Source organism: Rhodoferax sp. P2_H8_2 (genome assembly GCF_056403235.1).
Window position 1 is genome coordinate 14,138 of sequence record NZ_JBFUFW010000006.1, and the last position, 16,044, is coordinate 30,181.

General features: G+C 60.5%; 15 protein-coding genes and 1 riboswitch. Of the genes, 11 read left to right on the forward strand and 4 right to left on the reverse strand.

All coding sequences use genetic code 11. The annotated features are described in order from the left end of the window. The first annotated feature begins 33 nt into the window (after positions 1 to 33). Both maiA and pgeF read left to right on the forward strand, forming a co-directional pair. Positions 34 to 699 carry a maleylacetoacetate isomerase gene (maiA, locus tag AC1DV6_RS12035; RefSeq protein WP_477977708.1) on the forward strand — a complete coding sequence of 222 codons (666 nt, stop codon included), beginning with the start codon at positions 34 to 36 and terminating at the stop codon, positions 697 to 699. Continuing rightward, positions 696 to 1,505 (forward strand): peptidoglycan editing factor PgeF, encoded by an 810-nt coding sequence (pgeF, locus tag AC1DV6_RS12040; protein WP_477977709.1) that lies wholly within the window; start codon positions 696 to 698, stop codon positions 1,503 to 1,505. The genes maiA and pgeF overlap by 4 nt, the downstream gene beginning before the upstream one ends. Here pgeF and AC1DV6_RS12045 read toward each other — a convergent pair. Next, a complete protein-coding gene (locus AC1DV6_RS12045) occupies positions 1,437 to 1,727 on the reverse strand; it encodes a hypothetical protein (RefSeq protein ID WP_477977710.1) in 291 nt (96 codons plus the stop codon). The two genes, pgeF and AC1DV6_RS12045, sit on opposite strands and share 69 nt — an antisense overlap. A 148-nt stretch (positions 1,728 to 1,875) precedes the next feature. On the opposite strand from AC1DV6_RS12045, the gene AC1DV6_RS12050 reads away from it, so the two are divergent. The 5 genes from AC1DV6_RS12050 to AC1DV6_RS12070 all read left to right on the forward strand — a co-directional run bounded on the left by AC1DV6_RS12050 (position 1,876) and on the right by AC1DV6_RS12070 (position 9,177). Then, positions 1,876 to 3,543, forward strand: a complete 1,668-nt coding sequence (locus tag AC1DV6_RS12050) for a PHA/PHB synthase family protein (RefSeq protein WP_477978002.1) — start codon at positions 1,876 to 1,878, stop codon at positions 3,541 to 3,543. 100 nt (positions 3,544 to 3,643) lie between these two features. Then, the gene (locus AC1DV6_RS12055) at positions 3,644 to 4,822 is read left to right on the forward strand and encodes an acetyl-CoA C-acetyltransferase (RefSeq protein WP_477977711.1); all 1,179 of its coding nucleotides are present in this window, start codon (positions 3,644 to 3,646) and stop codon (positions 4,820 to 4,822) included. A 90-nt stretch (positions 4,823 to 4,912) separates the two neighbouring features. After that, entirely contained in the window at positions 4,913 to 5,650 is a 738-nt protein-coding gene (gene phbB, locus AC1DV6_RS12060; RefSeq protein ID WP_477977712.1) for an acetoacetyl-CoA reductase, read from the forward strand. A gap of 168 nt (positions 5,651 to 5,818) precedes the next feature. Continuing rightward, positions 5,819 to 7,117 carry an HD-GYP domain-containing protein gene (locus AC1DV6_RS12065; protein WP_477977713.1) on the forward strand — a complete coding sequence of 433 codons (1,299 nt, stop codon included), beginning with the start codon at positions 5,819 to 5,821 and terminating at the stop codon, positions 7,115 to 7,117. Continuing rightward, positions 7,114 to 9,177, forward strand: a complete 2,064-nt coding sequence (locus AC1DV6_RS12070; RefSeq protein ID WP_477977714.1) for a putative bifunctional diguanylate cyclase/phosphodiesterase — start codon at positions 7,114 to 7,116, stop codon at positions 9,175 to 9,177. Before AC1DV6_RS12065 ends, AC1DV6_RS12070 begins: the two co-directional genes overlap by 4 nt. Before the next feature lie 7 nt (positions 9,178 to 9,184). Here AC1DV6_RS12070 and AC1DV6_RS12075 read toward each other — a convergent pair whose 3' ends face one another. From AC1DV6_RS12075 to AC1DV6_RS12085, 3 genes are all read right to left on the reverse strand, one after another. Continuing rightward, entirely contained in the window at positions 9,185 to 9,997 is an 813-nt protein-coding gene (locus tag AC1DV6_RS12075; protein WP_477977715.1) for a sulfite exporter TauE/SafE family protein, read from the reverse strand. A 347-nt stretch (positions 9,998 to 10,344) separates the two neighbouring features. Then, on the reverse strand, positions 10,345 to 10,680 hold the full coding sequence (locus AC1DV6_RS12080; RefSeq protein WP_477977716.1) for a cell division protein ZapA: 336 nt from the start codon (positions 10,678 to 10,680) through the stop codon (positions 10,345 to 10,347). Continuing rightward, positions 10,677 to 10,901 carry a DUF904 domain-containing protein gene (locus tag AC1DV6_RS12085; RefSeq protein WP_477977717.1) on the reverse strand — a complete coding sequence of 75 codons (225 nt, stop codon included), beginning with the start codon at positions 10,899 to 10,901 and terminating at the stop codon, positions 10,677 to 10,679. Before AC1DV6_RS12085 ends, AC1DV6_RS12080 begins: the two co-directional genes overlap by 4 nt. Before the next feature lie 36 nt (positions 10,902 to 10,937). After that, positions 10,938 to 11,167, forward strand: a riboswitch (cobalamin riboswitch). A gap of 84 nt (positions 11,168 to 11,251) precedes the next feature. Here AC1DV6_RS12085 and AC1DV6_RS12090 point away from each other — a divergent pair. From AC1DV6_RS12090 to cobU, 4 genes are read left to right on the forward strand one after another with little or no spacing between them, the layout of a single operon-like run. After that, positions 11,252 to 13,072, forward strand: a complete 1,821-nt coding sequence (locus AC1DV6_RS12090; RefSeq protein WP_477977718.1) for a TonB-dependent receptor domain-containing protein — start codon at positions 11,252 to 11,254, stop codon at positions 13,070 to 13,072. After that, positions 13,014 to 14,489, forward strand: a complete 1,476-nt coding sequence (locus tag AC1DV6_RS12095) for a cobyrinate a,c-diamide synthase (protein ID WP_477977719.1) — start codon at positions 13,014 to 13,016, stop codon at positions 14,487 to 14,489. The genes AC1DV6_RS12090 and AC1DV6_RS12095 overlap by 59 nt, the downstream gene beginning before the upstream one ends. After that, positions 14,486 to 15,334 (forward strand): ABC transporter substrate-binding protein, encoded by an 849-nt coding sequence (locus tag AC1DV6_RS12100; RefSeq protein WP_477977720.1) that lies wholly within the window; start codon positions 14,486 to 14,488, stop codon positions 15,332 to 15,334. The genes AC1DV6_RS12095 and AC1DV6_RS12100 overlap by 4 nt, the downstream gene beginning before the upstream one ends. Further along, positions 15,331 to 15,939 (forward strand): bifunctional adenosylcobinamide kinase/adenosylcobinamide-phosphate guanylyltransferase, encoded by a 609-nt coding sequence (gene cobU / locus AC1DV6_RS12105; RefSeq protein WP_477977721.1) that lies wholly within the window; start codon positions 15,331 to 15,333, stop codon positions 15,937 to 15,939. The genes AC1DV6_RS12100 and cobU overlap by 4 nt, the downstream gene beginning before the upstream one ends. The last annotated feature ends 105 nt before the right edge of the window (positions 15,940 to 16,044 follow it).

Here is a 16,044-nt window from a genome sequence, read left to right on the forward strand (position 1 = left end):
GAAGAATGCAGAGCATCCTTTATGCTGCGCGGGATGAAACTGTACAACTACTTTCGTTCCTCAGCCTCGTTTCGCGTGCGCATCGCGTTGGGGCTCAAGGATTTGCCTTATGACTATGTCTCGGTGCATCTGGCGAAGGGTGAACACAAACAGGCGTCATATACCGACAAAGCGCCCGATGGGCTGGTGCCTTTGCTGGAAATCGACGAAGCCAGCCTGTCGCAGAGCATGGCCATCATCGAATACCTGGACGAAACGCGACCCCTGCCGCCGCTGCTGCCGCCCGACGCATTGTGCCGTGCCCAGGTGCGCGCCTTGGCGCAGTCGATTGCCTGCGAGATCCACCCGATCAACAACCTGCGGGTTCTGAAATACCTGCAAAAGGAATTGCATCTGGACGATGAGGCCAAGAACACCTGGTATCGCCATTGGGTGCGCACCGGGATGGAAGCGTTTGAACGACAGTTGCAGGTATTGGAGGCGCAGCGCGCAGCGCAAAGACGCCCGGCTTCTGTGTACTGTTATGGCGATACGCCGACACTGGCCGACTGTCTGTTGGTGCCGCAAATCTTCAATGGCCAGCGCTTCAATGTGAGCTTTGATGGTTTGCCGCGCAGCATGGCGGCGTTTGATGCCTGCATGCAATTGCCTGCGTTTATCAACGCGCAGCCTTCGCATTGCCCTGATTTCGAACCATGACACAGGCGCCCCATGCAGACTGGCTGGTACCGCGATGGCCAGCGCCGGCGCACGTGCGCGCGCTGTGCACGACGCGTGCGGGTGGCGTGTCGGCGCCGCCCTATGACAGCCTGAACCTTGGCCGCGCGGTGGGCGATGTGCCCGCGCATGTGGCCCACAACCGAGCTGTGCTGCAGGCCCGTGCCGCCGGTCCGCTGGTTTTCCTGAACCAGGTGCACGGCACGCAAGTACTGGAACTTGGTACGTTGGACGAAGAAGAGGCTGGCAGACTGCCAGCTGACGGCGCGTGGAGCGGCCAGAGGGGCCGGGTCTGCACGGTGATGGTGGCGGATTGCTTGCCGATTCTGCTGACGGACCGCGCGGGCAGCTTTGTGGCTGCGCTGCATGCGGGTTGGCGCGGGCTGGCGGGCGCCGGTGCGATGCAGGGCCGCGGCATTCTGGAAGCATTTTTCCAGGAAAAAGTGCCTGCAGAGCCCGCAGAACGTGCGCAAGCAGCTACTGATTTGATAGCATGGCTGGGGCCGTGCATTGGACCTACGGCATTCGAAGTGGGCGACGAAGTGCGCGAAGCCTTTGTGCAGACCTCGGCGCAAGCGGCGGATTGCTTTGCTGCGCTGGGGCAAGGCAAGTGGCTGGCCGATTTGGCGGGTCTGGCGCGTCAGCGTTTGGCGGTGTTGGGTGTGACTGCCGTATTTGGCAATGACAGCAGTACCGAATGGTGCACCGTCAGCCAGCCTTCACGGTTCTTTTCCCACCGGCGCGACCGGATCAGCGGGCGCTTCGCTGCCTGCATCTGGCTGGACTGAGGCCTGTGCTGCCACGAATTGCCGGCGCTGCTCTGCGTCTTTGGCTCGCAACGCGCGCTTACGGCTTGGCGTACCAATGAAATACAGGATCAGACCTACAGGCAGCAGGCCATAAAAAGTGAAGGTGACGATGGCGCCCAGTACCGTGCCGTTCGTGTTCGTGGCTTCGGCTACGGCCATCATCAGGGCCACATAAATCCAGGCGATAGGGATCAGGTACATAACGGTTTCATTTTGTTCTGTGTCAGGATACCGTAGCGCAAGCCTGACATACTAGAGCCATCTTTCAAACCCAACCCAACAAGGTGATGGCGTGACACAGAACTCTCCCGAATTCTGGACCCAGACCGCTGACCAATTTCAGCAAGCCATGGCGGACAGCTGGGCCAAGGCGCTGCAGTCGTTTCAGGGTATGGACCTGGGTGCTGCCGGTGCGGGTATGCCCGGCTTGGGTGAGAAGCCGCCTGCGATTGCGTTTGCACCTGTAAAACTGCAAGTGCTGCAACAGCAATATCTGAAAGAGGCTTTGGATTTGTTCAGCCATGGCATTCAAACGCCTGACACCTCAGGTGATCGCCGTTTTTCCAACGCCGCTTGGCACGACAACCCCATCGCCGCCTATTCCGCAGCCGTTTACCTTCTGAACGCCCGCACCCTGATGGGCCTGGCTGAGGCGGTTGAAGCCGATGCCAAAACGCGCAGCCGCATCCGCTTTGCGGTAGAGCAATGGGTGGCAGCATCCGCACCCAGCAACTTCATGGCCTTCAATGCCGAAGCCCAGAAGATGGCCATCGAGACCAAGGGCGAGAGCATCGCCAAAGGGATGAAGAACCTGATGCATGACCTGCAACAGGGCCATGTGTCTATGACCGATGAAAGCCTGTTTGAAGTCGGCAAGAACGTGGCGACGTCCGAAGGCGCGGTGGTGTTCGAAAACGAGCTGCTGCAGCTGATCGAATACAAGCCGCTGACCACCAAGGTCTACGAAAAGCCCTTCCTGCTGGTGCCACCCTGCATCAACAAGTTCTATATCCTGGATCTGCAACCCGAAAACTCGCTGGTGCGCTATGCCGTGTCACAAGGTCATCGCACGTTCGTCGTGAGCTGGCGCAACCCGGATGCTTCGCTGTCGCACAAGACCTGGGACGATTACATCGGAGGCGCGGTGATCAAGGCGATCAGCGTGGTGCAGGAGATCACCGGTGCGCCGGCCATCAACGCATTGGGCTTTTGCGTGGGCGGCACGATGCTGGGTACTGCATTGGCAGTGCTTGCGGCCCGCGGCGAGAAGCCCGTCGCCAGCGCCACACTGCTGACCACCTTCCTGGACTTCACTGACACCGGCATTCTCGATGTCTTCATCGATGAAGCGTTTGTTAAATACCGCGAGCAGGAACTGGGCAAGGGCGGCATGATGAAGGGCCAGGATCTGGCCAGTACGTTCAGCTTTTTGCGCCCCAACGATCTAGTGTGGAACTACGTGGTGGGTAATTACCTGAAGGGTGAAACGCCGCCACCATTCGATTTGCTGTACTGGAACAGCGACAGCACCAATCTGCCCGGCCCGTACTACGCCTGGTACCTTCGCAATACCTATTTTGAAAACAACCTGGTCAAACCCGGCAAAGTCACCGTGTGCGGCGAGAAGCTGGATCTGCGCAAGGTCGACATCCCGGTTTACATCTATGGCTCGCGTGAAGACCACATCGTGCCGATTGGCGGGGCCTACGCGTCTACGCAGGTGCTGACAGGTAAAAAGCGGTTTGTGCAGGGTGCCTCCGGCCATATTGCCGGCGTGATCAACCCGCCCGCCAAGAACAAACGTAGCCATTGGATTCGTGCTGATGGAAAATTACCCAAAACGCACGCCGAATGGCTGGCTGGCGCGAAGGAGCACCCGGGTAGCTGGTGGACCGACTGGTCCACTTGGCTCAAAAGTCATGCTGGCAAGCAAATTGCTGCACCCAAGACGTACGGCAAAGGCAAATACAAAGCCACGATGCCTGCGCCAGGGAGCTATGTGAAGGCAAAATCGTGATCCCCCACGCTTGTCACTTCGTGTACTGCGCTGCCCCCCGAGGGGGCCGTGATCGCCTTGGGGCGGCCCGGCGGCGCCCCTAATTTCTAGGAGAAGAAAAATGGAAGATATCGTTATCGTTGCAGCCACCCGCACCGCGGTCGGCAAGTTCGGCGGCACGCTCGCCAAGACACCGGCGACCGAACTAGGAGCCCACGTCATCAAGGACCTGTTGGCGCGCACCAAGCTCGGTACTGACCAGATAGGCGAAGTCATCATGGGCCAAGTGCTTGCTGCTGGCGCAGGCCAGAACCCGGCGCGCCAGGCGCTGATCAAGAGCGGCGTCGCCAAGGAAACGCCGGCATTGACCATCAACGCGGTCTGCGGCTCCGGTCTGAAGGCTGTGATGCTGGCGGCGCAGGCGATTGCCTATGGCGACAGCGAAATCGTGATCGCCGGTGGACAGGAATGCATGAGCGCATCGCCGCATGTGCTGCTGGGTTCCAGAGACGGCCAGCGCATGGGTGACTGGAAGATGATCGATTCGATGATCGTGGACGGCCTGTGGGATGTCTATAACCAGTACCACATGGGGATCACGGCTGAAAACGTGGCAAAGCAATATGGCATCAGCCGCGACATGCAGGACGCGCTCGCGCTGGCCAGCCAGCAAAAGGCGGCTGCGGCGCAAGACGCGGGCAAGTTTGCCGACGAGATCACGCCGTTCAGCATTGCGCAAAAGAAGGGCGACGCTATTGTTTTTGCCGCCGACGAGTTCATCAACCGCAAGTCCAACGCCGAAGCGCTGGCAGGCCTGAAGCCCGCGTTTGACAAGGCCGGTGGTGTGACCGCGGGCAATGCCTCTGGTATCAACGACGGTGCCGCGGCTGTGATGGTGATGACGGCCAAGAAGGCCGCCGCGCTGGGTCTGACTCCCATGGGCCGCATTGCCAGCTTTGCGACGAGTGGTCTGGACCCGGCCATCATGGGCATGGGCCCGGTGTCGGCATCACAAAAGGCCTTGGCCCGTGCCGGCTGGAGCGCGCAGGATCTGGATTTGCTGGAAATCAATGAGGCGTTTGCTGCACAAGCCTGCGCTGTCAATCAGCAAATGGGCTGGGACACGTCCAAGGTCAACGTCAACGGCGGCGCGATTGCGATCGGTCACCCGATTGGCGCGTCCGGCTGCCGCATTCTGGTGACGTTGCTGCATGAGATGGGCCGCCGCAATGCCAAGAAGGGCATTGCCAGCCTGTGCATCGGTGGTGGCATGGGTGTTGCTTTGACCATCGAGCGTTAATTTTTCCAGTGAAATAGGCCGCAAGCGCCCGTGGAGACGGCGTAAGCAGCTCCTGTATTTATAGCAAGTAAAACCAAGAAGGAGACAACAATGAGTCAAAAAGTAGCGTATGTGACCGGTGGCATGGGTGGCATCGGTACCGCCATCTGCCAGCGTCTGCACAAAGAGGGTTTCAAGGTTATCGCCGGTTGCGGCCCGACACGCGACCACGCCAAGTGGATCGCTGAACAAAAGGCGCAGGGTTACACCTTCTATGCATCGGTTGGCAATGTCGGCGCCTGGGACTCCACGGTCGAAGCCTTCAGCAAGACCAAGGCCGAGCACGGCAGCATCGATGTGCTGGTCAACAACGCAGGTATCACCAAGGACCGCATGTTCCTGAAGATGACGCGCGAAGACTGGGACTCGGTGATCGAAACCAACCTGAACTCCATGTTCAACGTGACCAAGCAGGTGGTTGCGGACATGGTCGAAAAAGGCTGGGGCCGCATCATCAACATCTCGTCGGTCAACGGCGAAAAAGGCCAGGCCGGTCAGACCAACTATTCGGCAGCCAAGGCCGGCATGCACGGCTTCTCGATGGCGTTGGCGCAAGAGCTGGCGACCAAGGGCGTGACCGTCAACACAGTAAGCCCCGGCTACATCGGTACCGACATGGTCAAGGCCATCCGTGAAGACGTGTTGGCCAAGATCGTGGCGACTGTGCCGGTCAAACGCCTGGGTGAGCCCAGCGAGATTGCGTCCATCATCGCGTGGCTCGCGTCCGACGAAGGCGGCTACGCCACCGGTGCTGACTTCTCGGTCAATGGTGGTCTGCACATGGGCTGATGAGAGGTTGGGGCCGCGCTGTGCAGCGCGGTCCGCAGTGTGATCCATTCCAAAGATGCGCACATGTATGACTTTGAAGCATCGCAAAGTCATAATGTGTTGCATCAACAATACACACAAGGCCTGACAGAGGGGACCGGATAGGTATATTCGGTTGCAGGAGGGCAAATGGAGAACAAGGGATCAGATTACGTCGACGTTGGCGACTTGCGGGTCGGCTTGTTCGTGGAACTGGAGCTGGGATGGATGGCCCATCCGTTTCCCACCGGTAGTTTCAAAATCACAAGCACCCGGCAGATCGACACCATCCGTGGGCTGGGCGTTGAGCGTGTCCGTTGTGTTCTCTCCAAAAGCGATCCTGAAACCGAAGCGTCCGCCGAGCACGGCGTGGACGTACAAAAATCCGCGTCGAACGTGGTGTCGGAAAAGGTCTTGGCCGCGCAGCGTGAAAAGGTCTTGCGACAGCAACGCGCGGACCAGTTAGGCGCACAACAGCGCAGCCTGGTGGTTTGCGAGCGTCGTTTCGGTGAAGCCACCCGCTTGTACCGCAAGACCATGGAGCAGGTGAAGCTCCAGCCCAAATCCGTGACCCAGGAATGCCACGAGATGGTGCAAGGCCTGGTAGGCGAAATGCTGGGCGAGGGCGAGACGGCAATTCGCCTGCTCACCGAAGTGTCCGGCGACAAGTCTGCGATGCATCCGGTCAATGTGACGGTGGTTTCCCTGCTGCTGGGCAAGGCCATGGGGCTGCAGGAAGCGGAGTTGATGGATCTGGGGATGGCGGCCTTTCTGCACGACATGGGCAAATCCCAGATGCCGGACCGCGTGCGCTATCCGGAAGAAAATTTCACCACCGCTGAATTCAAGCAGTACCAGGGGCATGTGGCGCACAGCCTGAGTCTGGGCAAGGATATGGAACTGTCGCTGCCCATCATGACGGCGATTGCCGAGCACCATGAACTGGCCGATGGCAGCGGCTATCCCATGCACATGAAGGGCGATGAGATGACGCAGGCGGCGCAAATCCTGGCGCTGGTCAACCGCTACGACAACCTGTGCAACCCGGGGCGTTCCCCCATTACGCTGACGCCGCACGAAGCGCTGTCACTGATATTTACCCAACTCAAAACCCGCTTTGACAACGTTGCCTTGAGCGCGTTTATCCGCATGATGGGCGTCTATCCGCCGGGCTCGGTCGTTCAGCTGTCGGATGACCGCTATGCGATGGTGGTGTCGGTCAACTCAGCCAGGCCACTCAAGCCCCGCGTGATCGTGCATGACGCAGACATCCCCAAGCATGAAGCCCTCATTCTGGATCTGGAGCGCAACCCGCAATTCAGCATCAAGCGCAGCCTCAAACCCAGCAGCTTGCCCGCTGCTGCGCAGGATTACCTGTCGCCGCGCGCGCGGGTGTGCTATTTCTTCGAGAAGGTGACGGAGCCGCCGTTGCCCGAGTCCGAAGCATGACCACAAACGCACGTTTCGCGCTGCTGGAGGGGTTGCTCGAGGCCGTCTGTGTGGTGGACGCGCGCACGCTGTGCATCGTGGCGGTCAATCAAAATGCGTGTGATCTGGTCGGACTGCTGTCTGAAGAACTGGTCGGGCGGCCCGTGCTGGAATTGACGGCTACGCCGGAAGATATGTATTTCTGGGAAGACGTGGCGGCTGGGCTGGAAAACAGCATCCATTCGCAGACCCTGCTGCGCCATTCCGATGGTGAGCCCGTGCCGGTAGAACGCCGCGTCAGCCAGATTTGGCTGGCGCAGGACGAGCTGGTCTACCTGATGGGCTTGCGCGATCTGCGTGCGCAGCGCTTGGTAGAAGCTGCGCTGGAGCAACGACTGGCAGAACTGCGCGCCACGCTGGAATCCACTGGCGACGGCATTCTGGTGGCTGACACCCAGGGCCGGGTAAATCACTACAACCGCATGTTCGTGGATCTGTGGGATGTGCCGGATACCGTGCTTCGCTCGACGGACGACGCGGCCCTGTGGGCCCATATGTCGGGCAGTGTGCAGGATTTTGCGGCGTATCAGCAGCGGCTGGACACCATCCTGGCCGATCCGCGGGCACTGGGTCGCGATGTAATCCTGTTGCGCTCGGGGAAGCTGTTGGAGCGCCATGTCTGCATGCAGGTGCATGGCGAACGCAACCTGGGACGGGTGTTTGCTTTTCGCGATCTGACCGAGCGGCTCGAAGCACAGCGGCAGATAGAAACCCTGGCCCATACCGATGCGCTGACCGGTCTGCCCAATCGCCTGATGCTGGCACAGCGCGCCGATCTGGCGCTGCACCTGGCGTACCGTCACGGCGGCAAATGCGCGGTACTGTTCATCGACCTGGATCGCTTCAAGAACATCAACGATTCGCTGGGGCACCACCATGGCGACCAGCTGTTGCAGGAAGTGGCACGGCGTGTCGCGGTCTGTTTGCGCGAGGTGGATACGCTGAGCCGCGTGGGAGCCGATGAGTTTGTTGTGTTTTTGCAGGACGCCGATGCGCTTGGCGCAGAGGTCGCTGCGCGTCGCATTATGGGTGCGTTGTCACAGGCTTTTCTGCTGGATGGCGTCAATCTGTCCCAGGGCTGCAGCATGGGCATTGCGCTGTACCCGGGTGACGGCGGTACGTTGGAGGATTTGATCCGTTGTGCTGAAACGGCCATGCACAGCGTCAAGGAGCGCGGTCGCGGCAATTTCCGGTTTTACCAGCCTCAGATGAATGTGGATCTGCTGTCCCGCATGAAGCTGGACCATGCGATGCGCAATGCGATGGAGCAGGGCTTGTTCCGCTTGCACTACCAGCCGCAAATCGCTTTGCAGGACGGCAGCTTGCTGGGCGTCGAAGCGCTGGTGCGCTGGACCGATCCGGAGTTGGGCCATGTGCCGCCCTCGACCTTCATCCCGCTGGCAGAAGAATCCGGTTTCATCATCACGCTGGGCAACTGGGTGCTGGAAGAAGCCGTCGCACAGGCCCGTCGCTGGCATGAGGCCGGCACACCGGTCATCGTCTCGGTCAACGTGTCGGCCTTGCAATTCCAGCAAACCGGTTTCGTGGAGCGTGTCGCGCAGACTATCCGCAATGCGGACCTGCCTGCCAGCCTGCTGGAACTGGAGCTGACCGAATCCATCCTGCTACAGGACGCCAATGAGGCCCTGGCGCGCCTGCATGCGTTGGCGCATCTGGGCTTGAGCATGGCGATTGACGATTTCGGCACCGGCTATTCCAGCCTGGCCTATCTGAAGAAATTCCCGATTGGCAAACTGAAGATCGACCGCGCCTTTGTAATGGGTCTGCCTGATGATGAAAGCGACCGTGCCATTGTGAGCGCCACCATCGCCATGGCCAGGGCGCTGAAGCTGGCAGTAGTCGCGGAAGGCGTGGAAACCCTGGCCCAACGGGATTATTTGAGTGGCCTGGGCTGCGAAGCGTTTCAGGGCTACCTGTGTTCACCCGCTGTCGCAGCGGAGGAGTTGAGTGCGAAGCTCACACGGGGTGAGCCGATTTGTCAGCAGCAGCGCGCTGCCTGAATTTGCATCAGGCCGACAGGCCCTTGTAGAGCATGTAGGCGGCCAGCGCATACAGGATGACCGCAAAAATCCGCTTGAGTTGGGCCACCGGCAAGCGATGCGCCATACGCGCACCCAATGGCGCAGTGATCACGCTGCAACTGGCAATCACCAGCAAGCCGGGCAACCAGATATAGCCCAGTGACCATTCGGGCAGGTTCGCAACGCCTTGGCCCGCGACTGCGTAGCCCACGGCGTTGGCCAACGCAATCGGAAAGCCCAGCGCTGCGCTGGTGGCCACTGCGTTGAGCATCACGATGTTGTGCGCCACCATGTAGGGCACGCTGATAAATCCGCCGCCTGCGCCCACCAGACCTGACACCAGACCGATCACGCCGCCTGCGGTCCACAGACCTGCCGCCTTGGGCAATTCGCGGCCGGGCTTGGGCTTCTTGTCCAGAAACATCTGCGTGGCAGAGAAACCAATGAAGGTCGCAAAGATCAGCGCGAGGGTGCTGCCCTTGAGCACGGCAAAAATGCCCATGCTGCCAATCGCGCCGCCAATCACAATGCCCGGCGCCAGGCCGCGCACAATGTCCCAGCGCACGGCTCCGCGTTGATGATGGGCGCGCACGCTGGAGATGGAGGTGAAGATGATCGTGGCCATCGAGGTTGCAATCGCCATCTTGACCGACAGATCGGCCGCAATGCCGCGGTGCGACAGGATCAGCGTCATGAACGGGCCAATCATCATGCCGCCACCGACGCCCAGAAGTCCGGCAAGAAAGCCGGTGCACAGGCCCAATACCGCCAGTTCAACAATCAATGAGGGTTCGAGCATGCGGGCTTTCGGGCGGGGCGGGGTGAGCGACGGGGAGGAATAGGTGTCTACGGTGTGATCCACCGGACCGTCACCCTAAACCGAAGTTTAGGTGGGCGAGGTCAGCGCAAGCTTTGGGTCCATCTAACGCGAGATGATCACGCTAGCGAGGCAATGTTCCAAGCCCTGGCTCAAAGAGCATTGGTTCAGGAAATATAAAGCCCGGCAGCACCGTAGACAAGTAATTGTAGCCCCCACGCTCCGCCGCTGCGCGGGTCGCTGCCCCCTCAAGGGGCTAATTTGCCTTGGGACGGCCCGGCGGCAAATTGCACTTCGCCAAGTGGCGTTATTGCTGGGTGCGAAACTGGTTAGAGCAGTCGGCCGTCTTCACCCAGCGCTTCGTCCAGCCGTTCCAGCAGTGAAGTCAACAGCAGATCGGGGTCACCGGCAGTCTCTGAAGAACGTGCCACATTGGCAACGCTACCGCCTGTCGTATCACCGGCTGGGCGTGAACCCAGATCAAAGGCCAGATTCAGCGCGGCCAGTACCGCAATGCGGTCGCGTGCGCGGACCTTGCCGGCATCGCGGATCTTGCACATGGCGGAGTCCACGCGTTCGACGGCTTCCAGCAATTGGGCGTCGCCGCCTTCTGGGCAACCCAGCAGATAACTCTGCCCCATGATTTGCACTTCGAGCTGTTTCATGATGCTTCTTTGGTGTCGGTGGTGGTCCCTGGCAGTCGCTCCAGCAGGGCATCCACACGGGCCCTCGCAGCGCTCAACCGGGACTTCAGGGAATCGCGCTCCTGAGCCAGTGTTTCCACTTGCGTGGTCAACAAGGCGTTGGTGCGTTGCAGTTCCTCGTAGCGCAGCAGAAGGCGCTCTACGCGGTCGGCGATCTGGTCGATTTGTGTCTGGTTCGACATAAGTTCTGCATTGTAGGGTTTGGCGGCACCAGTCCCGCGTAAAATGAAAGGGTTGGTGCTCGCGGTGTGGTTCTCATGCCGCAGTTCAACGGGAAGCAGGGGGGCATGTCACCAAAGCATGCCTAACCTGCGCTGCCCCCGCAACGGTAAGTGGACGCGGTCTTCAACCGCGCTTTCATCAACGCCACTGAGTGTGACACCACACTTGGGAAGGCGATGGGAGTTGTTCCACCAGCCCGGATACCGGCCAATACGGTGGCTGCGCCTGGAAACACGTTTTCATGTGCAGCCGATACGCCCATGCACTGTCGGGGAAGACGGTGAGGGTTTTTTGTCAGGTATTTCCATTCATGAAAACTGGTATTTCCCGCGCGCGCTTGTCCGTGCTGTCCCTTGCCGTGTCCGCTGCATTTCCTGTGTTCGCACAAACTGAGGCGCCGTCTGCTTTGAAGGAGGTCGTAGTCACTGCGACACGCTCCGAAACCCTGGCTGATGCCGTAATCAGTGACGTTACCGTGATTACCCGTGAAGACATTGAGCGTGGTACGGGCCGTACGGTCACCGAACTGATCGCCCGTCTGGCGGGGGTACGTACTGCCTCCAACGGTGGGCTTGGAAAAACGTCCAGCCTGTTTGTGCGGGGCACAGAAAGCCGCCATGTGCTGTTGCTGGTGGATGGCGTGCGCTATGGTTCGGCCACTGCGGGCACGCCAAGTTTTGACACCATCGCGCTGGAATCGATCGAGCGTATTGAAGTGCTCAAGGGACCCGCATCGGCGCTGTATGGCAGCGATGCCGTGGGCGGTGTCATTCAGATTTTTACCCGCCAAGGAACATCCGGCTTTCACCCTTACGCCAGCGTAACGGCCGGTGAGGGCGACCGTGGCGAGCTGACCGCGGGCGTGACCGGTGGTGCGGCCGGGCTCAATTACGCCGTTGGCGTGCAGACCCTGTCTGAAAAGGGTTTTTCGGCAACCAATCCAAGGGTTTCGTCCAATGGCTTCAACCCCGACCGCGACGGGCTTTCGCAAAACAGCGCCAATGCGTCTGTGAACTGGAAGATGGCAGAGGGCTGGAAACTGGATGCACGGGTATTTCAGGCCGACGGTACCAGCCAATACGATGGCGGCCCCAGTGCTTTTGATGTGCGCAATGAATTTTCCACCAGCGTCTATGGCCTGGGACTGGATGGGCGGTTCACCTCCGACTGGAAATTCCGCCTGTCGCTGAGCAACAGTTCCGACAAGTCGAACAGTTTTACCAGCACAAGCTCCAGTACGTTTAACACCACGCAGGACCAGTGGACCTGGCAGAACGACATCACGACATCGCTGGGAACGGTGGTCGTCGGGGTCGACAGTCTGAAGGAAACGGTCAGCGGTACAACCGCCTACACCGTGGCAAGCCGCACTACCGATTCAGTGTTTGTCGGATTGAACGGCAATGCCGGTGCACACACATGGCAGGCCAACGCCCGTCAGGACCACAACTCCCAATTTGGCGATGTCACGACCGGCCTGCTCGGCTACGGTTTCAAAGTGACGCCGGAGTTCCGGGTGCATACCTCGTACGGCACCAGCTTCAAGGCGCCGAGTTTCAACACTCTGTATTTCCCGGGCTTTGGTAATCCAACTACGCAACCTGAAACGGGCAAGAACCTGGAGCTGGGTGCAGCCTACGCGCTGGGCTCCCAGCAGGTCAGCCTGACGTATTTTGCGAACCGCATTCAGGGCTTTATTACCCTGGCACCGGTGGTGGCGAATGTGCCGATGGCAGGCATCAAGGGCTGGACATTGGCCTACGAGGGTGAGGCTGGCGGATTTGATTACCGGGCCGCGTTGGACTTGCTGGATGCGCGCAACGAAATCAATGGCCTGAAGCTGCAGCGCCGGCCCGATACGCAGTTCACAGCCCAAGTGAACTACACCACCGGCCCCTGGGCATGGGGCGGCAGCCTGCTGGCAGTGACGGACACGTATGACAACGCCGCGAATACCCAGGTATTGGGTGGCTACGGCACGGTGGATGCCTACGCCCGCTACAAACTGCAAAAGGACTGGAGCGTGGAGGCGCGTGTGGTCAACCTGGGTGACAAGTTCTACCAGACCGCCTATGGTTACAACCAGTCGGGCCGCGCTGCCTACATTACCGTGCGCTACCAACCCAAGTGAGACTGTGAAAACACCCGCCATCCTGGTTGCAGCCCCGGCTTCCGGCCAGGGCAAGACCACTGTCACTGCTGCACTGGCGCGTTTGCACACGCGCCAGGGGCGGCGGGTACGGGTGTTCAAGTGCGGGCCGGATTTTCTGGACCCGTACTGGCATAGCCTGGCCAGCGGCGCGCCAGTGCACCAACTTGATCTGTGGATGACCGGCGAAGCCGATTGCCGTGAGCGCCTGTATGCAGCAGCGCAAGAGGCGGACCTGATCCTTGTCGAAGGCGTGATGGGGCTGTTTGATGGCGAGCCCAGTGCGGCCGATCTCGCGCAGCGCTTTGGTTTGTCGGTGCTCGCGGTGGTTGATGCGTCGGCGATGGCCGGTACCTTTGGTGCGCTGGCCTTTGGTCTGCAGCACTACCGTCCCAACTTGCCCTGGGCTGGCGTGCTGGCCAACCGCGTGGCCAGTGCGCGCCATGCAGACATGCTGCAAGCCAGTGTGGCAGCAGACCAATGGATGGGTGCTGTGATGCGCAATGCGGCCATGGGTTTGCCTGAGCGGCATCTGGGTCTGACGGTCGCAAGCGAAGTGGTGGATGCAATGGAGCGACTGGATGCAGCGGCGGATGCGTTAAGCACTACACCTTTGGGCCAGATGACGCTGGAGGACTTGCAGCGCTGGGCGGTGGAGTTTGCGGCTCCCTTGGTAGAGCCGGAAGGCCGGGCAGCAGACTGTTCTGCTCCGTGTCCCCCGCCCGCGTTGCGGGCTCCTCCTTTACCTGCGCAGAACAGCCTGCCACCCGACCTTCCTCCATTGCGCGGCAAGCATATTGCTGTGGCGCGCGATGCTGCATTCTGTTTTATTTACGCCGCAAACCTCGACACTCTGCGTGCGTTGGGCGCTGAACTGGTGTTCTTTTCGCCGCTGGTAGATGCGGCGTTGCCCCCTTGCGACGCGCTGTGGATTCCCGGTGGTTATCCCGAGCTGCATGCTCAAGCGATTGCGGGCAATACGGCGTTGCGTGACAGCCTTGCCGCGCACATCGCTGCGGGCAAGCCGGTGTGGGCAGAGTGCGGCGGCATGATGGCTTTGTTTGACACGCTGATCACTGTGGACGGCGAGCGGCATGCGCAGTGGGGATTGCTGCGAGGCGAGGTGACCATGCACAAGCGCCTTGCTGCGCTCGGGCCACAGCAGCTGGCCTTGGCCAGCGGTACGTTGCGGGGTCATACGTTTCATTACTCGACTACGGCCACTCCGATGCAGGCAATCACCCGAACCTCACGCCCAGACACTGCGCCCGCGTCCGATGCGGGCGAGGCCCTGTGGCAGCAGGGTGCCGTGCGCGCCAGTTACTTTCATGCGTGGTTTCCGTCGTGTCCCGAAGCGGTAGTGGAACTGTTCACCGCACCCATAGGAGCAAGGGCATGACCGATTTGCTTCACTTCCATCCCGGTCCGCAGCGCATCGTCTGCCTGACCGAAGAAACCACCGAGTGGTTGTACTTGCTAGGGCAAGAGCAGCGCATTGTGGGTATTTCTGGCTACACCGTGCGGCCCAAGCGTGCGCGGGACGAGAAGCCGCGCGTCAGTGCCTTCCTGAGCGCCAAGATCGACAAGATCATGACGTTGCAGCCTGACTGCGTGTTGGGCTTCTCGGACCTGCAGGCGGATATTGCGTCCGACCTGGTCAAGCGCGGCGTGCAGGTCACCATCTTCAACCAGCGCAGCGTGGCTGAGATTTTCTCTATGCTGTTCCAACTGGCGGCCATGGTGGGCGAAGCGGAGCAGGGCGCGCGGCGCATTGCACAGATGCAAGAGAACTTGCGTGCCATGCAAGCCATAGTTGCTGCCAAGGTAGCCGCCGGTGCGCGCCGCCCCAAGGTGTTTTTTGAAGAATGGGACAGCCCGCACATCAGCGCGATCCGCTGGGTGTCGGAGCTGATCGGCATTGCGGGTGGTGATGATTGCTTTCCCGAGCTGGCGCAAGAATCGCTGGGCAAGAACCGCATCATTGCCGACGGCGCGGAGATCGTGCGCCGCAACCCGGACATCATTCTGGGCTCCTGGTGCGGCAAGAAGTTTCGGCCCGAGAACGTGGCGGCGCGCGAGGGTTGGGGCGTAGTAAACGCGGTGCGCCACAAGCAGTTGTTTGAAATCAAGTCGCCCGACATCCTGCAGCCCGGCCCCGCCGCGCTCACCGATGGTGTGCAGAAGATGCACCAGATCATCCTGCAGTGGATGGACGCAGACCAGGCAGGAGCCTTCCCATCATGAGCACCTTGACGAATGCGAAAACGATTGCCACGACGATTGCCAAGAGCGAGCTGATCCTGGGCGGCCAAAGAAGCGGCAAGTCGCGCCGCGCGGAGATGCTGGCGCGCGATTGGCTTGCGCAGTCCAGTACCCACCGCGCGGTATTGATCGCCACCGGCCAGCCATGGGACGACGAGATGCGCGAGCGCATTGCGCGCCACCAGGCCGACCGCGCAGAGCGCGTGCCCGGCATGTCGACCGTGGAGGAGCCGCTGGCGCTGGCCGAGGCGATTCAGGCCAACAGCCGCGCCGACACGCTGGTGGTGGTGGATTGCCTGACGCTATGGCTCACGAACCTTTTGATGCCGCTGGATTCAGAGCAAAAAGTGCCTGCAGAGCGCATAGAACGTGCGCAAGCAGCTTCTCTTTTGATAGCAATTACGCAAGCCCCAGGTCCCGTGGTGCTGGTGGGGAACGAGATTGGGCTGGGTGTGATCCCCATGGGGCGCGAAGTGCGCGCCTTTGTAGACGCACTGGGCCATTTGAACCAACAGGTCGCTGCCACCTGTCAGCGCGTGACGCTGATGGCGGCGGGCCTGCCACTGACTTTGAAAGACTCCCTATGAGCAGATCGTATTTCGGACCTCTTCGTCAATCCTGGTCGGGGCGCAAAGGCGGGGTGCCCGTGCTTTTTGCGCAGGTCAAGGAGGAGACCGCGAAGCGGGCGGGGG